This window comes from Rhodococcus sp. P1Y, from assembly GCF_003641205.1.
In the GTDB taxonomy this organism is placed as follows: Bacteria; Actinomycetota; Actinomycetes; order Mycobacteriales; family Mycobacteriaceae; genus Rhodococcoides.
Map to the genome: position 1 here is coordinate 1,633,246 of NZ_CP032762.1, position 22,176 is coordinate 1,655,421.

The window sequence follows — 22,176 nt, forward strand, 5'->3', positions numbered from 1 at the left end:
ATCGGGTGCGTTGTGGCCGTTCTCATCGACGAGTCGTGGAGTCGTGCGGCGCCCATACCAGGGGTGCGCCGGCATACTTTGCGGCGCGCACGTCGCCGGAGCGGGCGTGTCCTTCGAAGAACTCGACTCGCGCTGCGCGCCCACACAGCTTGCCGAGTTCGGCGCTCGCCGATTCGGATGTGACTTCCTGGTAGGTGACCGTCTTGAGGTACTTGCCCACCCACAGTCCTCCGGTGTAGCGCGCACTACCGCGGGTCGGCAGGGTGTGGTTGGTTCCAATTACTTTGTCGCCGTAGGAGACACAAGTCTTCTCACCGAGGAAGAGGGCACCGTAGTTGTTCATCACCTCGAGGGCTCGGCGTGGGGTGTCGGTGAGAATCTGAACGTGTTCGGAGGCAAAGGTGTCTGCCAACGCGTAAGCAGCCTCGATATCCTCGACCACGATGATCTGGCCGTGGTCCCGCCACGCCGGACCGGCAAAGTCGCGGGTCGGCATTTCCGGGAGAATCGCGTCGATGTGATCGAGCGCGGCCCGGGCAAGAGCCTCGGACTCGGTAATCAGGACAGCAGGTGAGTCCGGTCCATGCTCTGCCTGACTCAACAGGTCCACGGCCACGATGAACGGGTCGGCATGCTCGTCGGCTACCACCAAAACCTCAGTCGGCCCGGCGAACAGATCGATGCCGACCTCGCCGAACAGCTGCCGTTTCGCCTCTGCGACGAATGCGTTGCCCGGTCCGGCGAGCATGTCCACCTTGCGAATGGTCTCGGTCCCCAGTGCCATGCTGGCAACAGCTTGGACGCCTCCGAGAAGATAGATTTCATCAGCTCCGGCCAGGTGAAATGCCGCTACGGTGGCAGCAGGGATCTCACCGCGGATCGGTGGGGTGCAGGCTGTTATGTGCGGAACCCCGGCGACCTTTGCGGTAACAGTAGTCATGTGCGCAGACGCAACCAGGGGGTAACGGCCGCCCGGCGCGTAGGCACCCGCGGCGGCTATGGGTACATTGCGCTGCCCGAGGTGCACCCCGGGGGCCGTCTCCACCTCGAAGTCGGTCAGGGAATCACGCTGGTGCTGCGCGAACACCCGCACATTCTGCTGGACCGTCTTGATGTCGTCGACAACCGACTGTGGCACCTGCGCAACGATCTCTTCAATCTTGGCGTGACTCAACTTGAAGCTCTCCGGCGTCCATTTGTCGAACTTCTCGGAGTACTCCCGAACAGCGGCGTCGCCGCGCTCACGGATGTCGGCGATCACCTGGGCGACTGTGTCGGCGACAGCCGGATCGCCCGTGGGCGTGGGCGCGGTGATGGCGGATTTGAGATAGAACGGCTTGGACATGTGAAGCTCCTTTGCGAGGGGTAGGACATGGATTGACGATTCGCGGTCTCGAGCGACGGATCGCGGTCTATGAAAACTCTTCAACGTGGACGTTATTGCGATATTTTCCAGACCCGGAGATAGGAAGGGCGTCTGATCCGGGTCAGTCTAGTGTGCGAAATAAACTGCTGCTGAACAACTTTGGACATATTTTGTGCTAGATGCGAGGTGGCGTCGACTCCGCATGCACTGCTGGACTAAATGCCCGCTCAGAAACGGCATTCGGCGCGAATTCAATTCGCATGAAGGGTCGATCGCCCGAAGGCTCTATCGGCATCACGCAGCCCTCTTCCATCCGCAGTACGAACCGAGCAGCCCCGGAACCGTAGGGGGAGGGCGTCCAGCCCCTTGCTACCGCTCGGTTCACAGTACGTTCCCGTTCCCCAGCAGATATCTATGTACATCTGTAAGATCTTAACCTATGTTTGTGAGAATACTAACCCTCTCGCACCGCCAGCAAGGATTGGAGAAGTATGTACGACCGCCTACCTACCCTCGAGCTCTGGGAACGGGCCGCCGCACGGCGCGTCGCCGGTCAGGACATCGTGCCCATGCAGGGAGTCCCGACTCTTCCGATGCCTGAGCACGTGGTCAAAGCCGTGTCGGAATCCGCTGGGAAAGCCTTCCCTCGCGCCCCACGTGGCCTGATGGTGTTGAAAGCGGCTATCGCCGAACACCTAAACGCGCGGTTTGGTCTCAGGTCGGAGCCGGACACCGAGCTACTTGTGACACACGGTGCGCAACATGGCATGAGCATCGCGCTTCGTGCACTACTCGCCCCGGGCGATGAGGTACTCATTCCAGCGCCCACCTACTTCTACGATGCGCTGGTGCGAATGGCCGGCGCACGGCCTCGTTACGTCCAAGCGTGTGCCGACGAAGGATGGGCACTACCTTTCGAAGGTTTGGAAGCTGCTATCACGCCAGCTACACGGGCGATCATCTTGTGCAATCCGAACAACCCCACCGGCTACGTCCCCAGCAAATCTGAACTCGCATCCGTGCTGTCTTTTGCCAAACGACATGGCCTGTATGTCTTTTCAGACGAGTCTTACGAGGACTACGTGCACGACGCTCACGGGTACACACCACAGATGACACTGTCCGGAATTCACGATCGATTGGTCACGGTGACCAGCTTCAGCAAGAACTACGCCTTCTCCAGCTGGCGCGTGGGTTACATTCACGCCCCAGCGGACCTCCTTGTCGCTATTCAGCGAGCCTTCGAGTGCGACTCCATCAACGTAGGCGATATTCCACAGTTGGCTGCTCACGCTGCACTTATCGGCTCCAGGGACTGGCTCGACGTCGAGTTCGGTACCTTCCGAGACCGTCGCGACATCCTGCTCGAGGCAACCCGCAACGCGGGATTCGATGCGGTGACGCCCGGCGCTGGCGTCTTCTGCTACGTCGATTTCGCGAAGACTGGACTGGCCGGCCGAGAACTCGAAGAGGCTCTGCTCGATGTCGGGGTACCGGCGTCGACCGGTGACCGTTTCGCAGGCCGGGACTCGCACTACGCACGAATCATGTACGGCGGGAAGGAGGAAAACATACGTCGAGCGGCCGAGCGTTTCGCCCTTCTGCCTAGATTGTGAGGCACGCAGGGCCACACCCTTCCGGTGCAGACGGTGAAAACGGTACAAATATATTTCTCTCCCGGCATAATATCTTTCGCACGTGGACCAGTCGGAGTCGATCAACGACGTTCCGACTGCAGTGCATCAATCTCATTAAGGAATACATATGACAAACACATCTGGGTTCACTCGAGGAGTGGAGGGTCCTGGCTGGCTGATCGCCGCTGACATCGGAGGAACGTTCACCGACGTCATCGCGCTTGGTCCGCACGCAAGTGTCATCCCGGTGAAAGTTCTTTCTACGCCGCCGGATTTCGGAACCGGAGTCATCGACGGAGCCGTTGACGCGCTGGCCGCAGGCGCTGTGCAGCCGCACGATGTGGCCGCCGTCCTGCATGCAACGACCGTGGCCACCAACGCGATCCTTGAACGCCAAGGCGCTCGAACCGCTGTGGTGACGACCAAGGGCTTCAAAGATGTCCTCGAGATCGGTCGAATGCGGCGCCCCCTGCTGTATGACCTGTCATGGAAGAAGCCCGAGCCCCTCGTCAAGCGGCGCGATCGCCACGAACTCACTCAGCGGATCGGTTTCGACGGGGCGGTCGTGACGCAAATTGTGGACAGCGACCTCGACACCTTGGCCGCACAGTTGACGGCGGACGGAATCGAAGCGGTAGCAGTGTGTCTCGTCAACTCCCATGTCAACCCTGAAGAGGAGCGATCGGTCGCTGGAAAGCTTCGGAAGCTGCTTCCCGGCGTATATATCACCGCATCGGTGGACATCTCGCCCGAGCAAGGAGAGTTCGAGCGCACGAGTACAGCAGCTGTCAACGCGTATGTGGGACCGGTGGTGCACAACTACGTGACAGAGCTGAGTCGAAATCTTCACGACCGGGGCATCGACTGCCCGTTCTCGATCATGCAGTCCTCTGGGGGCTTGCTCGACGCAGAGGCTGTTGCCGAAAAGCCGGTACAGATCATCGAATCCGGCCCCGCAGCGGGCGTCATTGCGGTGCAGAAGCTCGCTCAGCTGCTCGACCTCGACAACGTGGTTGCCTTCGATATGGGAGGAACCACCGCGAAGGCGTCGTTGATCGAGAATGGGCGACCATTCGTGGCGAGTGATTACGAGGTCGGTGGTGGCATGAACATCACTCGCAGCATGGGGAAGGGTGCCGGATACACAATCCGGGTGCCCTCTATCGACATCGCTGAGGTCGGCGCCGGCGGAGGCAGCATCATCAACATCGACACTGCGGGCGCGATGCACGTGGGCCCCCAGAGTGCGGGGTCGCGACCAGGTCCCGCGTGCTACGGGCAGGGCGGCGAACGCCCCACATTGACCGACGCCAATGTAGTGCTCGGATACCTCAATCCAGAGTCGATCGCCGGTGGCCGAGTCGGCATCAGTCCCGACCTCGCAGTCAAGGCGCTCTCGCAAATCGCCGATCAGGTGAACAAAGATGTTCGCGAAACAGCACGTGGCGCATACGAAATCGCAGTGTCGAACATGACGTCCGCGGTAAAAGCTGTAACAAGCGAGCGTGGGAGAGATCCCCGTGATTCTGTTATGGTCGCGTTCGGCGGTGCCGGCCCACTCTACGGTGCTGCACTAGCGCGGGAACTGGGAATCAAGACGGTCATCGTTCCGGTTCACACAGGCCTGTTCAGTAGCCTAGGGCTTCTTGTTGCGGATACCGAGTATCAAGTAGTCGCCCCTTACACCTCGATCTTCGACAACGTCGCGATTCTGGCCGATCAGTTCGACTCGTTGGAGAAAGAGGTCGTCGATCGTTTGTCTTCGTCCACGACGAAGGATGTCTCTATCGAGCGACTCCTCGACATGCGGTACCGCGGCCAGCGTTTCGAGTTGCGGATTTCTCTTCCGGACGGCACTGTCGACACAGATCTAATTGCTGCTGCGTTCGCTCGCTTCCACGCCGAGCACTTCAAGACCTACGGTCGCGCGAGCGGCGACGATCTCGTCGAGATCGTCAATCTGCGAATCCGAGGATCGATCGTCAATCCCATCGGCATCGACAAGGCACTGATGCTTCCGCCAACGGATCCCGGCCAGCAGTCGACTAGAACCTGCCGCTTCGCTGAAGATATCGAGACCCCGATTCTGCGGCGTGCACATCTGACAGCAGACCCGGTGAGTGGACCATTCGTCGTGGAGGACATGGACTCCACGACTCTCGTTCCTCCGGGCGCGACAGCACACCTAGACAAGTTCAACAACATTGTTATCAACTGGGACAACGCCGAGGTATCCAAATGACCAAGCGAATTCTACGAGACGCAGCGACCTTCGAAGTATTCCGCAACGCCGTATCGGGGCTTGCGGACGAACTGGCCATCACTATTCTGCGGACAGCGCACTCCCAAATCGTCGCGTCCAGTATGGACTTTTCCGCCGCTCTGTGTGATGCGTCCGGTCGGACCATTGCCCAGGCAAATACCTGTCCGGTACACCTTGGATCAATTCCTGACGCAATGGACGCGGTCCTGAGAGTGTTCGGTGATGAGATCACCGACGGGGACGTCTACATTCTCAACGATCCAAGTCAGGGCGGTATGCACCTGCCCGATATCTTTATCATCGCACCGATCTTCTACGAAGCAGCACTCCTGGGCTACGTAGTCACAGTGGTCAATCACAGCGATGTAGGCGGATGGTCCGCGGGGTCCATGGCATCCCAATCGACCAGCATCTTTGCTGAAGGTATTCAGATCCCACCATCTCGTTTGATTGCAGCAGGAACGGTCAACGAGACCTTTTACGACATTATTCTGCGCAATGTGCGCGAGCCGTCGATGTTGCGTGGGGATTTGGAATCGCAGATGGCAGCGTGTCACGCGGGTGGCGCTGGCTTGATCGAACTAGCGACCCGATACGGAGTCCCCGAGTACGAGGTCTTGATCGACGAATTGCTGGACTACTCCGAAGCCCTGGTCAGAGCTGCGCTCGAGGACGCACCAGACGGCGTCTATCGGTTCGAAGATCAGATCGACGAAGATGGTCTCGGGTCGGGACCGATTCCCTTCAAAGTCGAGATCACGATCACCGGAACCGACATTCATTTCGACTACACCGGGTCGTCTCCCCAGGTCGCCTCAGCGCTGAACGCCACAGAATCTTTCACACGATCGGCTTCCTATGCGTCACTTCAGGGCGCACTGGGATCGAACATCCCCGCCAACAGCGGCTTCTATCGTCCGTTCACCTTCACCATCCCGGAAGCATCGATTCTCAACGGCCAACGACCCTCTGCGCGCGGAGCCCGCGGTCTGGTTGCCTACCGTCTCGTCGATCTGGTGCTTGGCGCCCTTGCCCCGGCTCTGCCGGACCACGTCCCGGCTGCAGGTGACGGAGGTCCCGGTTCGATCGCGCTCGGCATCACTGAGCCGGATGGGTCCCAGGTGGTCATCTGGGACTTCATGATGGGCTCATGGGGCGCTACACGTTCTGGCGATGGAAACGACGGCATCAGCCCACTCGGGGCGAACATGGCGAACATTCCGGTAGAGGAAGTGGAATCCTCGGGCCATGTAAGGATCGATGCGTACGGTTTCGTGCCAGATTCCGGCGGTGCCGGTCAGTTCCGCGGCGGCCTGTCTCTGTTCCGCGATATGACGCTCCTCTGTGATGAGGCCACGATGCAGATCCGGTCCGACCGTCGCACATCGCAGCCGTACGGCCTCCATGGAGGGCACCAAGGTGCACCGTCACTGAACCTCCTCGACCGCGATACCGATCACCAGAAGATCCTGGACACCAAACCGTTCCTGGTCATCGAACAAGACACAACACATAGACACATCACCGCCGCCGGCGGCGGCTACGGGCATCCGTACGACAGAGAACCCAGGCTGGTTCTCGACGACGTTCTCGAAGGAAAAGTGACAGTCGAAGGCGCACTGCGAGACTACGGCGTCGCCATAGAGGTACAGAAAGGCAAACCGGTCCTGCTCGACGCAGAAACCAAGCGCGCCAGAAGCAAGTAACACCGCCCACCTCACTCATACGAGTCCCCACTAGCCCGAAAGGCCTCCGCCATGACTGATGGCAAGGTTCTTCCCCATTTCACACCAACCGAAGAGCGCCGAATGTGGCGCAAAGTGAGCTTTCGCATTATGCCGCTCGTCGGTTTGGCTTTTGTTGTCAGCTACATCGATCGAGCCAACCTCGGCTACATCGCGAAACCGCTCTCAGCTGATCTTGGCTTGACCTCAGCTGCGTTAGGGCTGGCAGGCAGCTTGTTCTTCGTCGGTTACATACTGATGGAAGTACCCAGTAATATGATGCTCGAACGATTCGGGGGGCGAATCTGGATTTCACGCATCATCATCAGCTGGGGCCTCGTAACCGTCGTAACCGCAGCCGTACACTCTCAGACGCAACTTTTCATCGCCCGCATATTATTGGGAATTGCAGAAGCTGGACTTTCAGCCGGAATCATTCTGTACCTGACCTTTTGGTTTCCCAAGAAGCAGCGAGCTTGGGCAATGTCGACCTTCTTCCTGATGATTCCGATCTCCAACATTGTTGGTGCCCCCATCGCTGCCACATTCCTGAAATGGGGCGAACAATTAATGGGAATATCTGGCTGGCGGTCATTGTTCGTCGTCGAGGGGATTCTGACTGTTGTTGTTGGAATCGTTATCCTGATCCTCCTACCAAGCCGTCCGTCCGATGCGAAGTGGCTGAACCCGAACGAACGTGCCTACATTGCCGGCACGATCAAACTCGAGAACGAACAACATTCGGCTCACGGGGCTTTGACCGGAATGCGTCAAGCGCTTACCAGCGGCCGGATCTGGGCATTGGCCGTGGCATTTTTTGCAGTCGTCTTCGGCATATACCCTTTCGCTTTCTTCCTTCCCACGATGATCGACTCCCTCAACAAGACTCTCGGGTCTGACGGAGACGTTTCAGGTGTACTGCTAGCTGCAATCCCGTACTTCTTCGCCCTGGTTGCAATGATCATCTGGGGACGGGTCGGAACCAATCGATCAGCGGTATTCTCGACGACGGTACCGATGGGCGTAGGAGTCGCGGGTCTTGTAGCCGCAACGTTCGCGGAGAACGGGATTTTGTTCATCATCGCGGTGTGCGTAAGCATCTCCGGAATTTACTCAGCTTTTGCGCAGTTCTGGCGAATTCCTGCAATTGCGCTCAGCGGGGCAGCGGCAGCCGCTGGTATTGCCCTGATCAACTCGGTCAGCAACACCAGTGGACTGGTTGCGCCCTACGTCACCGGGTTCATCGAAGACCGGACCGGCAGCTACAACTACGCCCTGTTGCTGATAGCCGCGGTTATGGTCGGTGGAATTGGAATCCTCCTGACCGTGGGTCGACGAGCGGAGGGAATCGGTGCAGAACCTTCGAATGCCTCAACTGCAATCAAACTAGATTGACCACCCAGGCCTGTCGTCCGAGTACGCCGACCGGACGACAGGCTTGGCTACGAGGCTGTCCACACAATTACCCGGGAGCTGCTCCTGAGTTTGCCGGCAGCACCGGCACGGATATCTGCGCTGTCGATACTTCCGGGCTCCTACTCAAAGCATCGAGCATCTCTCGCTTGCCGGACTCCGTTCGACTCTGCATCGCCAGTCTCGCAGCATCCGGGTCCCGACCTGCTATTGCATCCACGATCGCCTTACGCTCGGCGCTTCGCCAAGGTGGCATGTCTGGCTCCAGCTGGACGGTAATTCGAGCCACGCGCTCGATCTCGTCGAAAATTCTGGCAATTGCCTCTGCCAACCGCTCGTTTCTCGAGCCATTGGCGATTATCGACTCGAACTCGAAATTGGCTCGCAATCGTTCGGCCATCAGAGGTCCCGCCAACTGGCCGTACCCATCATCGGACCCCAGCTCGCGCAGATGCGCGAGACGATCTGGGCTCAAGCCGTTGTAAGCGCACCTCGCGGCGGCCTCGCCCTGTAACAGCGTTCTCATGTCACATAAGTTCGATACATCCCTAAGCGTCACCGGCGCCACCACATACCCCGACCGCGCGATCGGTTCCACCAACCCGTCGCGGTGCAACCGGGCCAGAGCTTCTCGGACGGGCGTCTTACTCAAGCCCCATGCGGACGCCACCTCCTGCTCGGTAAATTGGTCACCAGGCGGTCGTCGCAGTTCGATGATGTCCCGCTTCAAACGGTGATACGCCTGATCCATCAATGTCTGCCCTTTGATGGGCTCGACCAACTCAGGGAATTTTTCCATTTTCTCCTCGATCGAGATGCGACGAAAAGTTCCGCACCAAAAGATATCAGCTAGCCGATCCCGCCGAGCACGACCGCGACTCTCCACGTGTGTGCGAGCGAGGGGGTCTCCTGGTCGAGGCTGGGTCCGGCTTAGTCGAAGCCTTCGCAATATTGCATATACGAATAAACCGGTCGTAGTATCTTTGTATAAGCCTCGTGAGATCTGAACCCACTCATCTTCCTAACTAAGGAGCAAACTCGATGACTGCCACACCGACGTCGCCCTTCGGCACCTGGTCCAGTGAGCAATTGATCTTGTGCCGCGACGACAGTCTCGGCCTCCGTGCTGCAATTGCGATCGACGACACGACCCTGGGCAACGGCTTCGGAGGCGTTCGCTTCAAATCGTATCCATCGGCGGAGGCCGGTATAACCGAAGCGCAGCGACTCGCACGAGCCATGACCTACAAAAACGCGGCCGCCGGTTTGAACTACGGGGGCGCAAAGTCCGTTCTTTTCGCAGGACCCGAACCGGTATCCGATCGTCCGGCCTTCATGAGACGGTACGGGCAGTTCATCGCGCGTACCGGTTCCGCGTACATGCCCGGAGTCGACATGGGTACAACCACGGACGACTTGAAATGGATGATCGAGGGCGGAGCCGAGGTTCTATGGGTTGACGATGATCCTTCGCCTGCCACCGCGACAGGAGTTCTGCACGCTATCCGGGCAGCTGTAGCCTCCGTGCAGCTGTGTGAAAGCCTCACGGACGTCCACGTCTTCATTCAGGGCGTCGGTCATGTCGGTGAGGGCCTCGCGCGGGATCTAGCGAAAGCGGGCGCACGACTGTCGCTGGCAGACACCGACCGCGATCGAGTAGAAACCCTCGCGGCCGAGTTGGGAGCAAAGGTCATCGTGGACTCGATTCCAGCTGAGGTCGACTGTGATGTTTTTGCGCCGTGCGCAATTGCGCGCGTGGTTGACCAGAGAACGGCCGAACGCATCAAATGTCGAGTCATTGCCGGAGCAGCGAACGATACATTGTCCGACGATTCCGTCGCCCAGACGCTGAAGGACCGCGGAATTGTCTACGTACCAGACTTCTTGGCCAACGCCGGGGGAGTAATAGACGTAGACGGTCGGCATCGTGGAAGGACCGATGCTGAAAGGCGAGCAGCGTTGGCCGGCATCGGTGAACGAGTGAGGGATATCCTTGGAACGGCGCGTGATTCGACGTTGACGACTGTCCAAGCTGCGCAACAGTATGCATTGAGTAGAATCGAAGCCGGCCGAGTTCAACGCGAAATCGCAGCCCGCACGTGATCGAGAGCAGGCCTGCGCACATGGCATCTACCGATGGTGGTCACCGACACGAACATGCTGCAGGGAGCGGCGCACCACTCCCAGCTCATGCAACACCCTTTGATAATCACTCGGTAGAACACGGTCCCGAATCTGTGGTTCGCTCGTACTACGAGCTAGTCGATGCAAACCGTGTCGAGGACATGCTCGCTCTCTTCGACGACCAGGCAATCTACCGCCGACCGGGCTACGAACCTCTGAATGGAAAGTCCATGCTCAGGTCGTTTTACAACGGCGTAAGGGTAATCGAACACGGAAGCCACCAGATCACATGCGTGATAAAACAAGATCGCTCCGCAGCAGTAGTGGGGTGCTTCGAAGGAAAACTGAAATCTGGATCGCAAGTCAACGTCAGATTCTCTGATTTCTTTTCTCTCAATGAGCAAGGCCTCATTACCGAGCGAGATACATTCTTCTTCACGCCGTCCATTTAGGGGCAGTCGACTATTTGGTATCGACAAGTGATACAGCCTTCGCGTTGAGCATCGATCTTGGACGCGGAGAGGTTCCACAGGTAGAGGCCTACATAGGGAAGAAGTGACCATGAAGATTACACATATCGGGATCTCTCTGGCGACAGTCCTGACGATAGTTTTTTCTGCCGCGGGGTGTACGTCCGAACAGTCTGACAGAGAGTTCAGCAACGGGCCGGAGGCGAGTGCGCTTGATAGCGGCTCGGACGTCGAAAATGGCGAGAGCCACATCGTACATTCTTTCGATTATGCTCGGGGCGACACCCCGGAGAACATCGTTACAACCGATAGCTCCAGCCGTGAGTTCGTTGCGACTCTTCTGAACAATACTGTGTGGTGGTCCGATGGACATACCGAAAAAGTTGTTCCCGGAAGCTCGGATGCAGTCACTCTGGGAGTAGCCCAGGACGTCGAAGGCCGCTTGTACGTAGCTGTTCGGAGTAAAGACGAGTCGGTGGCGGGAGTATGGCGCCGAGCCGCAGACGGCGCCTGGACTCGATACGCGGCCGCCGCACCCGATGCCGGTTTGAACGGTATTACTTTCGGCAATGATGGGACTTTGTTCGCCGCCGACTCCGTCAACGGGAAGATACTGAGTGTCAGTCCGGGTCAACCGTCTTTCAACATCTGGCTCGATGACCCAACACTCGAGCCGACATCCTCAGCAGACCCGATCGCGGCATCAGGCGTCAACGGTCTCAAAGTCTTCGACAACCACCTATACGCATCCAATACAGCACAGAGAACTCTACTTCGGATTCCGCTTTCGGAGCGAGGATCCAGCTCCCCAGAAGTGCTTGTATCTGGTCACGCAATAGACGATTTCGCAATCGACAGCAGCGGTGCCTTCTACCTCGCCGTTCATCCCGACAATGCCGTGATCCGTGTCGATGCAACGGGAGAGCACACCGCACTCGGGACATCCGCCGACGGTCTCGACGGACCGACCGCAATAGCGATTACTCAGTCAGGCGTCTTGACAACCAACCTCGGACTTCTGGGCACAGAACACCACCCTGCCATCGTCTTCCTTGAAAGCGAGGTAACGACCAGGGCGCATCCCTGACTGCCGTAGTAGTCGGTGTCGACCGCACACTCACAATCACGGACTCCACCGCCCCTGATGCGTCCGACCCCAAACCTGCCCATCACTGCGTGCCCGTGATCCGGAGCTGACACTTCGAGCGCAGAACTCCGGCGAGCAGCAGGTGCTGACGTGTTCGATCAGAGCCAAAACCCTTGCTCCGGGTCGCCGAGGTATCTTTACCGAGCGTCTACTCGGCTGACGATACGGCAGCGACCGGTGCATACTCAGAGCACGAGTATCCAGGAGGACGGCATGCAGATCCGAGCGATGCTCCCGGCCATGGTTGCGCCAGGTGATGTCCAGACGGCGCGGCCGGAAGATTCCGGTAGACGTGCTGACGCCGCGATGCGCGTTCTACGTGATCTGATTCCGTGGGATGGTTATGCGTTGACTGCCTGGGACGCAGGATCGGGAACCCATCGGCACGCCACCTTGGCCAGCGAAGGCTACACAGCAGCACTCGACGAACACATGAACGATGCATTCGTAGACGGCAATCCGGGGTTCCAGTTGTTGCATACCCAGGTACCCCACGCACTTCGTTGGTTGGATTTGCAACGAGATTGGCACATACCGTTCGCAGAGACCCAGTCAGCCGAAGGGTTCCTGATTCCCGCGGGGTTCAGGGAGGGCGCAACCATGTGCCTGAGATTGCCCAGCGGCCGGTACACCGGCGCACTTCACGTGAGCTGGGCGCACGCCAAGGACGCAAGTGACGAGGCTCTGCGGGTGATCGAGAGTTTTCGGCCGCTACTCGCGGACATTTGCGATCTGTTGGGAAGCGCGCATGGCGCTGCCCAGCGTGCTGGAAGTGCATCGCATGCCGTGCTTGTTACCGATACTGGCGCGTTGTCCGAGCTGCCCGGCTACACGGCAGGACAGATTCTCGGGGAACGGGCGCGCCCGTGGTTAGCGTCGGTAGCACTGAGGTGGGCCGGCCGTCCTGCGCAGTATTTGTGGGCAGAACCGGACGGTTCCTGTCATCGGATCGAACTGTCGGTCGGATCCGGAACCAGCGTGGTGGTCGTAGAACGCCAGACGCAGTGGCCGCTTGGACTGAGCTGTCGAGAAGTGCAGATCCTTCACTGGGTCACCAAGGGCTACTCGAACCCACAGATTGCAAAACAGTTGTTCATCAGCCCCCGAACCGTCTCGACCCATGTCGAGCATCTCCTCGTGAAACTCGGCAGCCAGTCGCGGGTGCAGCTTGCCGCCATTGCAGTCGAGGCAGGTCTGTTGCTCGCCAGCGAGATGTGACGACCGCTGAGCGCGGTTCCCGACAGTGGAGCGTTGCTCTGCGTTCGGTGGCGAAGCTTCGCCTGCCTGGATGATCCCGCCAGTATCCTTGTTAGGGAATAGTTTTGGTCCTGTGATGCCCTTTTCGACGGGTGGAATCTCATCCGTACTCATTTGCAGGATACGTCAACTGACCGATGTTCAGAGTGCCTCTGCAGTTCATACGCTCTTCACCTAGCCGTACACGACGGTCGCCATGACAACGACCCGCTGAGACGAAGAGGTAGAAGTGAAACGCACCGATATGTTCCGGCGGTCCTTACCTGAGAACGGCGTGTTCATTGCGTTGTTCGCTGTGGTAAATGCGATCGCGCTATTGCCCCCTGTTTACATCGCATTGTCACGCCAGCACGGTTTGGTGTTCGGGCTGCCAGTGTCGGTGTGGTATTTGATCTTGGTGTCTGCCGCTGCAATCGCGGCGACCACAGGGCTCTGGGTCTCCGAGTGTCGACGAGGGGTTGTCGACTGATGATCATCACGTTCGGCGCCTTGAGCGTCTTTTTCCTACTGATCGTGGGTGTCCTTCATGTCTCCAAGACCCGGCGAAGTGTTGCAACGTTCAGTAACTATGCAGTCGGGGAGCGTTCGTTCAGTAGTTGGTTCGTTTCGATGGCGTACACCAATTCTTGGTGGCCTGGATCGACATTCACGGCGGTGTTCGGCCTGACAGTTGCCAGCGGGGTGATCGGTTTGTACTTTCTCGTCTACTCCGTCCTCGGTGTTCTCGCGATGTACTTCATCGCGCGGCCAGTATGGAAGTGGGGCAAAAAGTTCGATCTTCGCACCCAGGCCGACCTTCTGGACCTGCGGTACGACAGCCGGGCTCTGAAGCTGATCGGAAGTGCCATCAGCGTCGTCGCTCTCGTCCCTTGGCTGGTCCTGGGTCTCATAGCAATGGGGGCGGTAATTCAGTGGGCATCGCTTGGGAAACTTTCCGATGCCGATTCCATCCTGATCGGGATCGCGGTGCTGGTCGTGCGTCAGTTCTGGACGGTCCAGATGGGCATGAGAGGTCTCATAGTTACCGACATGGTCCAAGGCGTTGTTGCCTACATCGGCTCAGCTGTTCTGTGCCTGGGTCTGCTGTTCTTCTACTTCGGCGGCGTGTCGAACATCGGGCAGTTGACCGACTCGCAACTGAGTTTGCCCGGCTTCGGTTCAGCCGAAGGCGGCCTCTACTACTTCGGCATCGTGGCGGCCGGAATCATCGGAAGCCTATGCTGGCCGATGATTTTCACCCGTATCTACACGGCGGCAAGTGTCCGTGAGGTCAAGAAGGGTTCACTTCAGACGATGGCGATAGGCTTCGTATTCTGTGTGCTCCTCATGCTCGTCGCGCTGTGCGCCGCACCGCTTTCGTTCGCCGCGGCGAACCCGGTCTCGTCATTTTTCGCGTTGTCGCAGAACGCCGGTGGTACGTGGTTGCTGGCCGCTGCGCTCGTCATAGTGTTCGCCGCAGGAATGGGCTTCGTCGACGGCGTCACCCAAGCCATCGGCACTCAAGTTGCGAACGACATCGTCGCCGTCGTTCATCCACTGAGGGACAAGCAGGAGCTCTATCTCGCGAAGGCCGCGATGGCTGTCACCGCAGTGATCGCCGCAGTGATCGCTTACAGAATCTATGATTCGCCCAACCTGGCGGGCGTTACACAATTGGCCTACCAAGCCATCATCCAATTGGCGGTGCCGATTTTCGGCGGACTTGTCTGGCGCCGGGGCAACCGAGACGGCGCCATAGCGGGCCTGCTCGTCGGTGCGGCGATCGCGCTCGCGCTGACTGTTCCCTACATGGACAACGGCGGCGCAGTGCCGTGGCTCGAAGGACTGGGTTCCGGCCTCGTCGGTCTGGTCGTCAATCTGCTGGTCTTCGTGATCGTCAGCCTTGTTCGACCGAGCGACCGGACAGAGTTGGACCGAGTCGATCAGCTCTTCCGGTCGGCGCGCGAGCAAGCTCCGGACCCGGTTCCTGCGGTCAGAGCGCCGTCGCTGTAGCCCATCTTTACCCGAACTGCTTCTGCAACAAAAGGATAGATTCGATGAGTGCGTCAGAACAAACCATAGCCGTACCCCACCTGGGTGGTTCGCTGATAGGGGCGACCTTCGGGCGCCCGTACAACCCGGAGCTGCCGACCGTGGTCATGATTAATTCGTACACGACATCCGCAGAGCTCTATCGCCCTCAGTTTTCCGATTCCGCATTGAACGACGCCGTCAATCTGTTGGCGTTGGAACCTTACGGTCACGGCCGAACACGATCGACATACCAGCACTTCACCTACTGGGACAGCGCAATCGCGAACCTACAGGTACTTGCTGCGCTGGACATTTCCTCGGCATTCGTGCTGGGCACTTCGCAGGGCGGTTGGATTGCCACGCGCATGGCTCTGTTAGCACCTGAGGTGGTGCAGGGGCTGATCCCCTTGGGCACATCCATGGATATCGAAAGTCAGCGCAGCCGCGACCTCGGATGCTGGGACGGGCCCGCGTTCTGCTCGCCGTACATCGACTCCTACGCGGAAACTGTCGACGATAACTGGTTGGTACCTGATGATTTCGTGGACTCGACATTCGACGCTGCGTTGGGCGGCTTGTCCCCGGAAGAGCGAGCGTCGTGGCTCGAGATCTACCGAACAAACTATGCTGGGGATGCCGGCCGGCATCGGTTGCGGCTGTGCACGGTCAATCTCCGTGATCGCGACGGGCTGTACGGACGGCTCGACGAAGTGACGCAACCAGTCCTCTGGCTGCACGGCACCTCCGACCAGGTTTACTCGGTCGCAAACGCGGAGCAGGAGATCAAACTGCTCACTCGTTCGAGAGAAGCCCGTCTCGAGACCATCTCGGGCGGACACCACTTCTTGAGTGCCTCCAAGCCCGCCGAGGTCAACGCTGCCGTACTCGATTTCATCGGTCAGTGGTCATGACGTCTGCGACCAACGACCAGCAGGTGACGACCGTGCAAGAACTACTGTTCGACAAGAGAACCGAAGCCAACGACATCTCGCTGAAGGCGATGCTGAATGCCGATCCTGTTCTGATCGATGTGGTTCCGGCACTCGACGCACTTCCTGGCATGACTCGTCGAACGATTCTCACTTCTGGAGCGCCCCTGCCTTGGTCTGCCTACGAAGGGGGTCAGCGTCGGGCGATACTCGGAGCGGCACTGTTCGAGGGGCTCGCCGACTCGTTCGAGGAGGCAGATGCCCGACTGACCGACGGAGATATCCTCGTCAGGCCCTGTCACGACTTCGGGTGCGTGGGCTCGGTGACCGGGGTGACTTCGGCGTCGATGCCCGTCCTCGTCGTCGAAGACAAGGTGTCGGGATCACGTGGTCATTGCGTTCTCTACGAAGGAGGCGCTCGAGAGAGGCTGACCTACGGGGTCTGGAACGAGGCCGTGCACCGACAACTCGTGTGGATCAAGGATGTGCTCGGTCCCATCCTGTCTGCGGCGTTGCGGTATGGAGGCGGGGTACGAGTCAGTCCGATCATTCGTCGTGCGCTCGGGATGGGGGATGATCTGCACAGTCGTAACACGGCGGCGACAGCCGTTCTCTTCCAACAGTTGTACGGGCCCATTTTGGATGCCGAGGGTTCGAGCGGGGCCGCGCGCGAGGTACTCGACTTCCTGAGCCGAAACGACCTGTTCTTCTTGCATGTTGCCATGGCGACAGGCAAGAGCATCGCCGACGCTGCGGTCGGTACGCCGCACAGCAGCATTGTGACCGCAATGGCGCTGAACGAGAGAGAGTTCGCGATTCGAACTGCCGGAACCGGCAAGCGATGGTTCCGCGCACCGATTCCACCCTTGCGCGCCAAATATTTCGACGGAATCACCGCCGAGGACACGGCGTTCATGGGTGGAGAGAGCTTGATCACCGAGACCGTTGGGCTCGGAGGGCTCTCCGCGGCCGCCGCTTTCTCTCTGCAGGACTACAGCGGGGGATCAGCGGAATCCATGGTCGAGACCACGCTGGCCATGTACGGAATAACACACACCGAGCATCCTCAGTGGCGGATTCCTTCGCTCGCATTCCGAGGTGCCCCATTCGGAATCGACGCGGCGCGTGTGGCGTCCACGTCGGTGACTCCGAGAATCCACATGGGTGCTGCTTTACGCGGCGGCGGACACGCGGGCGCTGGTTTGCTCATTGCGCCTGTCGAACCTTTCCTCGAGGCCCTCGAGGCCCTCGATGCCCAGGCAGCGACGGCACCGTGACGGACGGTCCGCGTTCGGCCAGCCGGGAAAGACTCGTCGACGGCTACTTTGCCCGAAGGACCATAGCGGATCTTGCTGCGGATCTTCGGGCTCGCCGGGTTTCCTCCCGCGACCTGGTCGGCATCGCGCTCGAGGAGGCGGAGCGCTCGCAGTCGGCGATCAACGCCTTCGTCACCATCGATCGTGACGGTGCTTGTGCTACTGCCGCCGAGGCGGATCGAGAGCTGGCTTACGGCGTCGATCGTGGTGTGCTGCACGGCGTGCCCATGGCGGTGAAGGACATGATCGATGTTCGAGGCCAGCCGACAACGGCCGGTTCGCGTCACTTCGCGAATCGAATTGCAGATCGAGACGCCGGATCTGTCGCACGCCTTAGGCGCGCGGGTGCGATTCCGATTGGAAAGACGACAACTCACGAATTCGCGAATGGTCCGACGGGGGACCGTTCGTCCACCGGGCCGACGAGAAATCCACATGCGTTGGGGTACATCGCAGGCGGGTCGAGCAGCGGTTCAGCGGCAGCGGTAGCCGCTGGCATCGTCCCGTTCGCCCTGGGTACCGACACCGGCGGTTCCGTGCGCATTCCGGCAGCATGTTGCGGAGTGGTCGGTGTTCGTCCGACTCAGGGTGCCATCGAGTCGAGCGGTGTCTATCCACTGGCGGAATCGATGGACACCGTCGGCGTTCTGGCCGGTGCAGTTGCTGACGCCCGCGCTGTGCTGTCGGCGTTGATCGACGGCTTTACGGCTCGCACTGAGATGACTGCCGTCGCGCGTGTCGGTTGGCTGTCGCCGCAGGCCTTTCATCCCGCGCAGGACTCGGTCGTCAGATCAACGCGGGATCTGGTCGCATCGTTGGTCACCGACGAAGTGGATCTTCCCGGTGCTGACGAGCTACTGCACACTTACCGTGTCATTCAGGGGCGCGAGGCTCACGGCGTTCACGCCGAGCGGCTCGACAGTGCACCTGAGCTGTACGGCTCGGAGGTTCGCGCGCGTCTGGAGATGGGCGGCGCGTATACGAACGCGCAACTGTCCCAGGCACTCTCTGTCCGTGAACAAGTACGTGTACGCGCCGCTCAACTGCTGGCGACGGTCGACTTCCTGGTACTGCCGACGATTCCGTTCTCGGTGCCGGCGCTGTTCAGCCGTAGGGCGATCATCGGCGATCGAGAGGTCGATGTCCCTGCTGGCTTGCTTGCGCTCACCGCACCGTGGAGCCTTCTCGGTCTGCCGGCAGTGTCCATTCCGGCAGCCGATGTCGACGGTGTTCCTGTTGGACTCCAGATCGTTGGGCGTGCGCATGCCGAAGCCGAGCTCTTGTCGTTCGCCGCGCACCTGGAGACTCAGCGACCTGAACGTGGTTGAGACTTGAAGGACAACGAGATGAACAGTGCCGACGCGATCAAGACAATGCCGAACACCGTGAAGACGGTTGTGACTCCACCGATACCGAAGGTCGCACCCCCGGCGGCGGCACCCGCAGCGATACCAGACTGGACGCCGACAACAACGATTCCCCCGGCGCGTTCGGCTTTGTCCGGCACTGTGCGTGTGGCCCAGTTCGACCAAGCTACCGACACTCCGCCGAACGCGAGGCCCCAGAGAATAACCAGAGATATAGACAAGCCCTGAATTTCGGGTAGTAGTGCAAGACCGAGGGCAGCTATCCCGATCAAGAGGGGTGTCAGTGTCAACGTCAGACGCAGACTGTGTTCGATGAGCCATCCGGCGAGCAGTGTGCCTACGAGGTTCGCGACGCCGAAGGCGAACAACAGCACTGCCAGAGTGGACGACTCGACGTCGACGAGTGTTTCGAGCGCAGGGCGGATGTAGGTGAACAGTGCGTAGTGTCCGACGTGGACGAGCAGCATGCCGACAATTCCGATCGAAAATCCCGGGTGTGCGAGTACAGCCCACAGGGTTCTCAACTGCGCGGCTCCTTGCGGTCGCATCCGCGGCAACGCGAACAGTTGGAAGACGAAGGTCGCGAGCCCGAGGGCGGTCGTTGCCCAGAAGGCGCTACGCCACCCAGACAGTTCACCGAGATAGCTGCCGAGGGGAACAGCCACGATGGTCGCTACGGCTATACCGCTGAAAATGATGGACACGGCGCGAGGTACCAACGTTGGCGGTACGAGCCGCATCGCTGTAGCTGCCGCCATGCTCCAGAATCCACCCAACGCTATACCGAGCAAGATCCGCATCGCCAAGAGTGTCGCCATATTCGGTGCCAGGGCCGCAAACGCATTGGAGACGGTCATCAACCCCGTGAATCCCAGCAGAACGATTCGCCGATCTACTCTGTTGGTCAAGCTCGCCGTCAGAAGCCCGGAGAGCATTGCTGCTACAGCCGTGACTGTGACAGCCTGGCCCACCAACGCTTCCGAGACTCGCAGGTCATCGGCAATCGGGGTCAACAGACGCAGATTCCAGCACCGTACTCGACCTCCTCGATGACGATCAGATCAGTCGGTACCGAGCCGTCGCGGGACGGGGCGTTGTGCAGACGTTTCGGGATTCGCGCGAATATCTTTGAGCGGCACTAGGTCTCGCGAAGTGGTAGAGCACGGCCGCAGCGGGTGAATCCGAGTCGGACGCAAACTTCACGGACGTGACGAGGTCCGCGTCAGCCGTTCTTGTCTGCGGAACCGATCGAGCCCATTTCGACCGCGAACTCGGTGGCCATCCTCTTCGAAAGTGCCTGTGCCGCCGACAGGGGACGCACCATCACGGTGAAGTCGTCGATCAGGCCCTCGGAGTTCAGGTGGAGGATGTCGCAGCCGTGGATGGTCACGTCGTCGATGCGGGCCTCGAAAAACAGGACGTGATCACTGCCGCCGATGTCCTCGACGGTTCGGACGTAGCGGAAGTCCTCGAAGACGCGCGTGACGGCGCGCAGTATCGCCGCGGTCGTTTGTTTTCCGTGATACGGCTTGAAGGCAACGGGGGAGCTGAAGACGACGTCCTCGGCGAGGGTGGAGGCTATGGTCTCGTGGTCGTTGGCCTCGACGGCTTGTCGGAACAGTTGCACGCGTCATCTCCTGAGTGAGGCCGGGACCGGGGCGGCCCATGATCGAGTTGCTACCGGCGAACGATACACAACTTTGTGACTATCGATCAGGTTTTGCGGCGTTCAGCGCGCGCGGCGAGCACGTCGAGGACGCGGGCACCCCAGCGAAGCGACTCTTCCTCGAACATCCGTCCCCGCATCAGAGTGAGGTACGGGCCGATGCGATCGGCGGTCGCCAGGAAGTCGGTCTCGGTACGTCCGTCGAGCAGGCGGTGCGCCAATCTGTCGTACCGAGCGAGCTTGTCCCGCGAGAGCTGTATTCGTTCTCTGATCGCGTCGGTCATCGGCTCGAGGTCGCCGGCTTCGAGGGCGTGAATTGCCACCAGATGCTCGTCCCGAATGGCAGGGAGTTTCGACTTCCTGTGACTGACCAGGCGCAGTGCCGCCCAACCCTTGTCGGTGAGGCTGAACAGTTTCTTGTTGGGTCGGCCGTCCTGCTCGACGAGTCTCGCCGAGATCACCTCGTCTCGATCCATTCGGTCGAGCTCGCGGTAGAGCTGTTGGGGAGTGGCGGTCCAGAAGTTGGCGACGGTTGCGTCGAACGCTTTGGACAGGTCGTAACCCGACATCTCCCCGTCGACCAGCGCAGCGAGCACGGCATCACGTAGCGACATGATCCGGACAGTACCCGTCGCCAGGCGACTCAACGTCCTCGTAATAGTCAATTTGTTGTATATTAAACTTTCGCGAAAGGGAGTGGACTGAGTGAAGCAAGAGGATCAGGTGCGGTATGTAGCCCTCGGGGACAGTCAGACGGAGGGGCTGAACGACGGCGACGACACATCGGGCTTTCGTGGATGGGCCGATCGGCTCGCCGAGCACATGGCCGAGGGCGCGGACGGGGCTGTTTATGCCAACCTCGCGGTGCGTGGACGTAAGGCCGCGGAGGTCAGGGCCGAGCAGTTGCCGGCTGCTTTGGCGTTGAAGCCGACGGTCGCGTCCGTCGCTGCCGGGGTCAACGACATTTTGCGTCCGCAGTTCGATGCGCGGACCGTGGCAAGTGAAGTGGGCGCAATGTTCGCCGCGTTGAGGTCGGCCGACTGCACCGTGATCACCATGACGTTTCCGCGTCTTGCTCACCCGGTCCCCGGTAGGACGGTCATCGCGCGGCGTATGACCGAGCTGAACGCCGAAATCCGCAAGGTTGCAGAAGAATTCGGTGTCGTGGTGATCGACCTCGAGCGGCACGACGTGGCGTCGGATCCTCGGCTGTGGAGTTGGGACCGTCTGCATCTGAACGAGACGGGACACGCGCGGCTTGGCGCGGCCGCCGCCTACGCGCTCGGTCTGCCGGGTGCCACCGACGCATGGAATCACCCCCTGGCACCGCTGGCCCGGCCACGCCGGCTGTCGCGCGTTCGTGCCGACCTCACCTGGGCCGGGATGTTCCTCGCGCCGTGGTTGACTCGCCGAGTCCGCAGACGCTCGTCAGGCGACAGTCGCACAGCCAAGCGGCCGGAGCTGACCTCGGTACTCGGGTAGAG

General features: G+C 59.9%; 18 protein-coding genes. 13 read left to right on the forward strand and 5 right to left on the reverse strand.

Features of this window, described 5'->3' with window-relative positions:
• Positions 1 to 22: 22 nt before the first annotated feature.
• Positions 23 to 1,345, reverse strand: coding sequence for a histidinol dehydrogenase (gene hisD / locus D8W71_RS07700; RefSeq protein WP_121112396.1), 1,323 nt, complete (start codon positions 1,343 to 1,345; stop codon positions 23 to 25).
• A gap of 614 nt (positions 1,346 to 1,959) precedes the next feature.
• On the opposite strand from hisD, the gene D8W71_RS07705 reads away from it, so the two are divergent.
• The 4 genes from D8W71_RS07705 (at position 1,960) to D8W71_RS07720 (ending at position 8,385) form a co-directional block, all read left to right on the forward strand.
• Positions 1,960 to 2,982, forward strand: coding sequence for a pyridoxal phosphate-dependent aminotransferase (locus D8W71_RS07705; RefSeq protein ID WP_236077911.1), 1,023 nt, complete (start codon positions 1,960 to 1,962; stop codon positions 2,980 to 2,982).
• Between the two features lie 148 nt (positions 2,983 to 3,130).
• Positions 3,131 to 5,245, forward strand: a complete 2,115-nt coding sequence (locus D8W71_RS07710; protein WP_121112400.1) for a hydantoinase/oxoprolinase family protein — start codon at positions 3,131 to 3,133, stop codon at positions 5,243 to 5,245.
• Positions 5,242 to 6,972, forward strand: coding sequence for a hydantoinase B/oxoprolinase family protein (locus tag D8W71_RS07715; RefSeq protein WP_121112402.1), 1,731 nt, complete (start codon positions 5,242 to 5,244; stop codon positions 6,970 to 6,972). The genes D8W71_RS07710 and D8W71_RS07715 overlap by 4 nt, the downstream gene beginning before the upstream one ends.
• Positions 6,973 to 7,023: 51 nt before the next feature.
• Entirely contained in the window at positions 7,024 to 8,385 is a 1,362-nt protein-coding gene (locus D8W71_RS07720) for an MFS transporter (protein ID WP_121112404.1), read from the forward strand.
• Between the two features lie 67 nt (positions 8,386 to 8,452).
• Here the strand turns inward: D8W71_RS07720 and D8W71_RS07725 are convergent, their stop codons facing one another.
• Positions 8,453 to 9,202 carry a GntR family transcriptional regulator gene (locus D8W71_RS07725; protein ID WP_201265288.1) on the reverse strand — a complete coding sequence of 250 codons (750 nt, stop codon included), beginning with the start codon at positions 9,200 to 9,202 and terminating at the stop codon, positions 8,453 to 8,455.
• A 242-nt stretch (positions 9,203 to 9,444) separates the two neighbouring features.
• Between D8W71_RS07725 and D8W71_RS07730 the strand changes: the two genes are divergently transcribed.
• The 8 genes from D8W71_RS07730 to D8W71_RS07765 all read left to right on the forward strand — a co-directional run bounded on the left by D8W71_RS07730 (position 9,445) and on the right by D8W71_RS07765 (position 18,987).
• Positions 9,445 to 10,506 (forward strand): Glu/Leu/Phe/Val dehydrogenase family protein, encoded by a 1,062-nt coding sequence (locus D8W71_RS07730; RefSeq protein ID WP_121112406.1) that lies wholly within the window; start codon positions 9,445 to 9,447, stop codon positions 10,504 to 10,506.
• A 20-nt stretch (positions 10,507 to 10,526) separates the two neighbouring features.
• Positions 10,527 to 10,979, forward strand: coding sequence for a nuclear transport factor 2 family protein (locus tag D8W71_RS07735; protein ID WP_121118779.1), 453 nt, complete (start codon positions 10,527 to 10,529; stop codon positions 10,977 to 10,979).
• 109 nt (positions 10,980 to 11,088) lie between these two features.
• A complete protein-coding gene (locus D8W71_RS07740; protein ID WP_153275338.1) occupies positions 11,089 to 12,084 on the forward strand; it encodes an SMP-30/gluconolactonase/LRE family protein in 996 nt (331 codons plus the stop codon).
• Between the two features lie 273 nt (positions 12,085 to 12,357).
• Positions 12,358 to 13,362 (forward strand): helix-turn-helix transcriptional regulator, encoded by a 1,005-nt coding sequence (locus tag D8W71_RS07745; protein WP_153275339.1) that lies wholly within the window; start codon positions 12,358 to 12,360, stop codon positions 13,360 to 13,362.
• 507 nt (positions 13,363 to 13,869) lie between these two features.
• Complete coding sequence (locus D8W71_RS07750) at positions 13,870 to 15,393, forward strand: sodium:solute symporter family protein (RefSeq protein WP_121112412.1); 1,524 nt, start codon at positions 13,870 to 13,872, stop codon at positions 15,391 to 15,393.
• A 44-nt stretch (positions 15,394 to 15,437) separates the two neighbouring features.
• Entirely contained in the window at positions 15,438 to 16,325 is an 888-nt protein-coding gene (locus tag D8W71_RS07755) for an alpha/beta fold hydrolase (RefSeq protein WP_121112414.1), read from the forward strand.
• Positions 16,322 to 17,620: a DUF1116 domain-containing protein gene (locus tag D8W71_RS07760; protein WP_153275340.1), complete on the forward strand. Its 1,299-nt coding sequence runs from the start codon at positions 16,322 to 16,324 to the stop codon at positions 17,618 to 17,620. Before D8W71_RS07755 ends, D8W71_RS07760 begins: the two co-directional genes overlap by 4 nt.
• The gene (locus D8W71_RS07765) at positions 17,617 to 18,987 is read left to right on the forward strand and encodes an amidase (protein WP_201265289.1); all 1,371 of its coding nucleotides are present in this window, start codon (positions 17,617 to 17,619) and stop codon (positions 18,985 to 18,987) included. The genes D8W71_RS07760 and D8W71_RS07765 overlap by 4 nt, the downstream gene beginning before the upstream one ends.
• Here D8W71_RS07765 and D8W71_RS07770 read toward each other — a convergent pair.
• The 3 genes from D8W71_RS07770 to D8W71_RS07785 all read right to left on the reverse strand — a co-directional run bounded on the left by D8W71_RS07770 (position 18,966) and on the right by D8W71_RS07785 (position 21,306).
• On the reverse strand, positions 18,966 to 20,039 hold the full coding sequence (locus D8W71_RS07770) for an MFS transporter (protein WP_201265290.1): 1,074 nt from the start codon (positions 20,037 to 20,039) through the stop codon (positions 18,966 to 18,968). The two genes, D8W71_RS07765 and D8W71_RS07770, sit on opposite strands and share 22 nt — an antisense overlap.
• 209 nt (positions 20,040 to 20,248) lie before the next feature.
• Positions 20,249 to 20,653 (reverse strand): nuclear transport factor 2 family protein, encoded by a 405-nt coding sequence (locus D8W71_RS07780; RefSeq protein ID WP_121112418.1) that lies wholly within the window; start codon positions 20,651 to 20,653, stop codon positions 20,249 to 20,251.
• A gap of 86 nt (positions 20,654 to 20,739) precedes the next feature.
• Positions 20,740 to 21,306 carry a PadR family transcriptional regulator gene (locus D8W71_RS07785; RefSeq protein ID WP_121112419.1) on the reverse strand — a complete coding sequence of 189 codons (567 nt, stop codon included), beginning with the start codon at positions 21,304 to 21,306 and terminating at the stop codon, positions 20,740 to 20,742.
• A 91-nt stretch (positions 21,307 to 21,397) separates the two neighbouring features.
• On the opposite strand from D8W71_RS07785, the gene D8W71_RS07790 reads away from it, so the two are divergent.
• Complete coding sequence (locus D8W71_RS07790; RefSeq protein WP_121112420.1) at positions 21,398 to 22,174, forward strand: SGNH/GDSL hydrolase family protein; 777 nt, start codon at positions 21,398 to 21,400, stop codon at positions 22,172 to 22,174.
• The last annotated feature ends 2 nt before the right edge of the window (positions 22,175 to 22,176 follow it).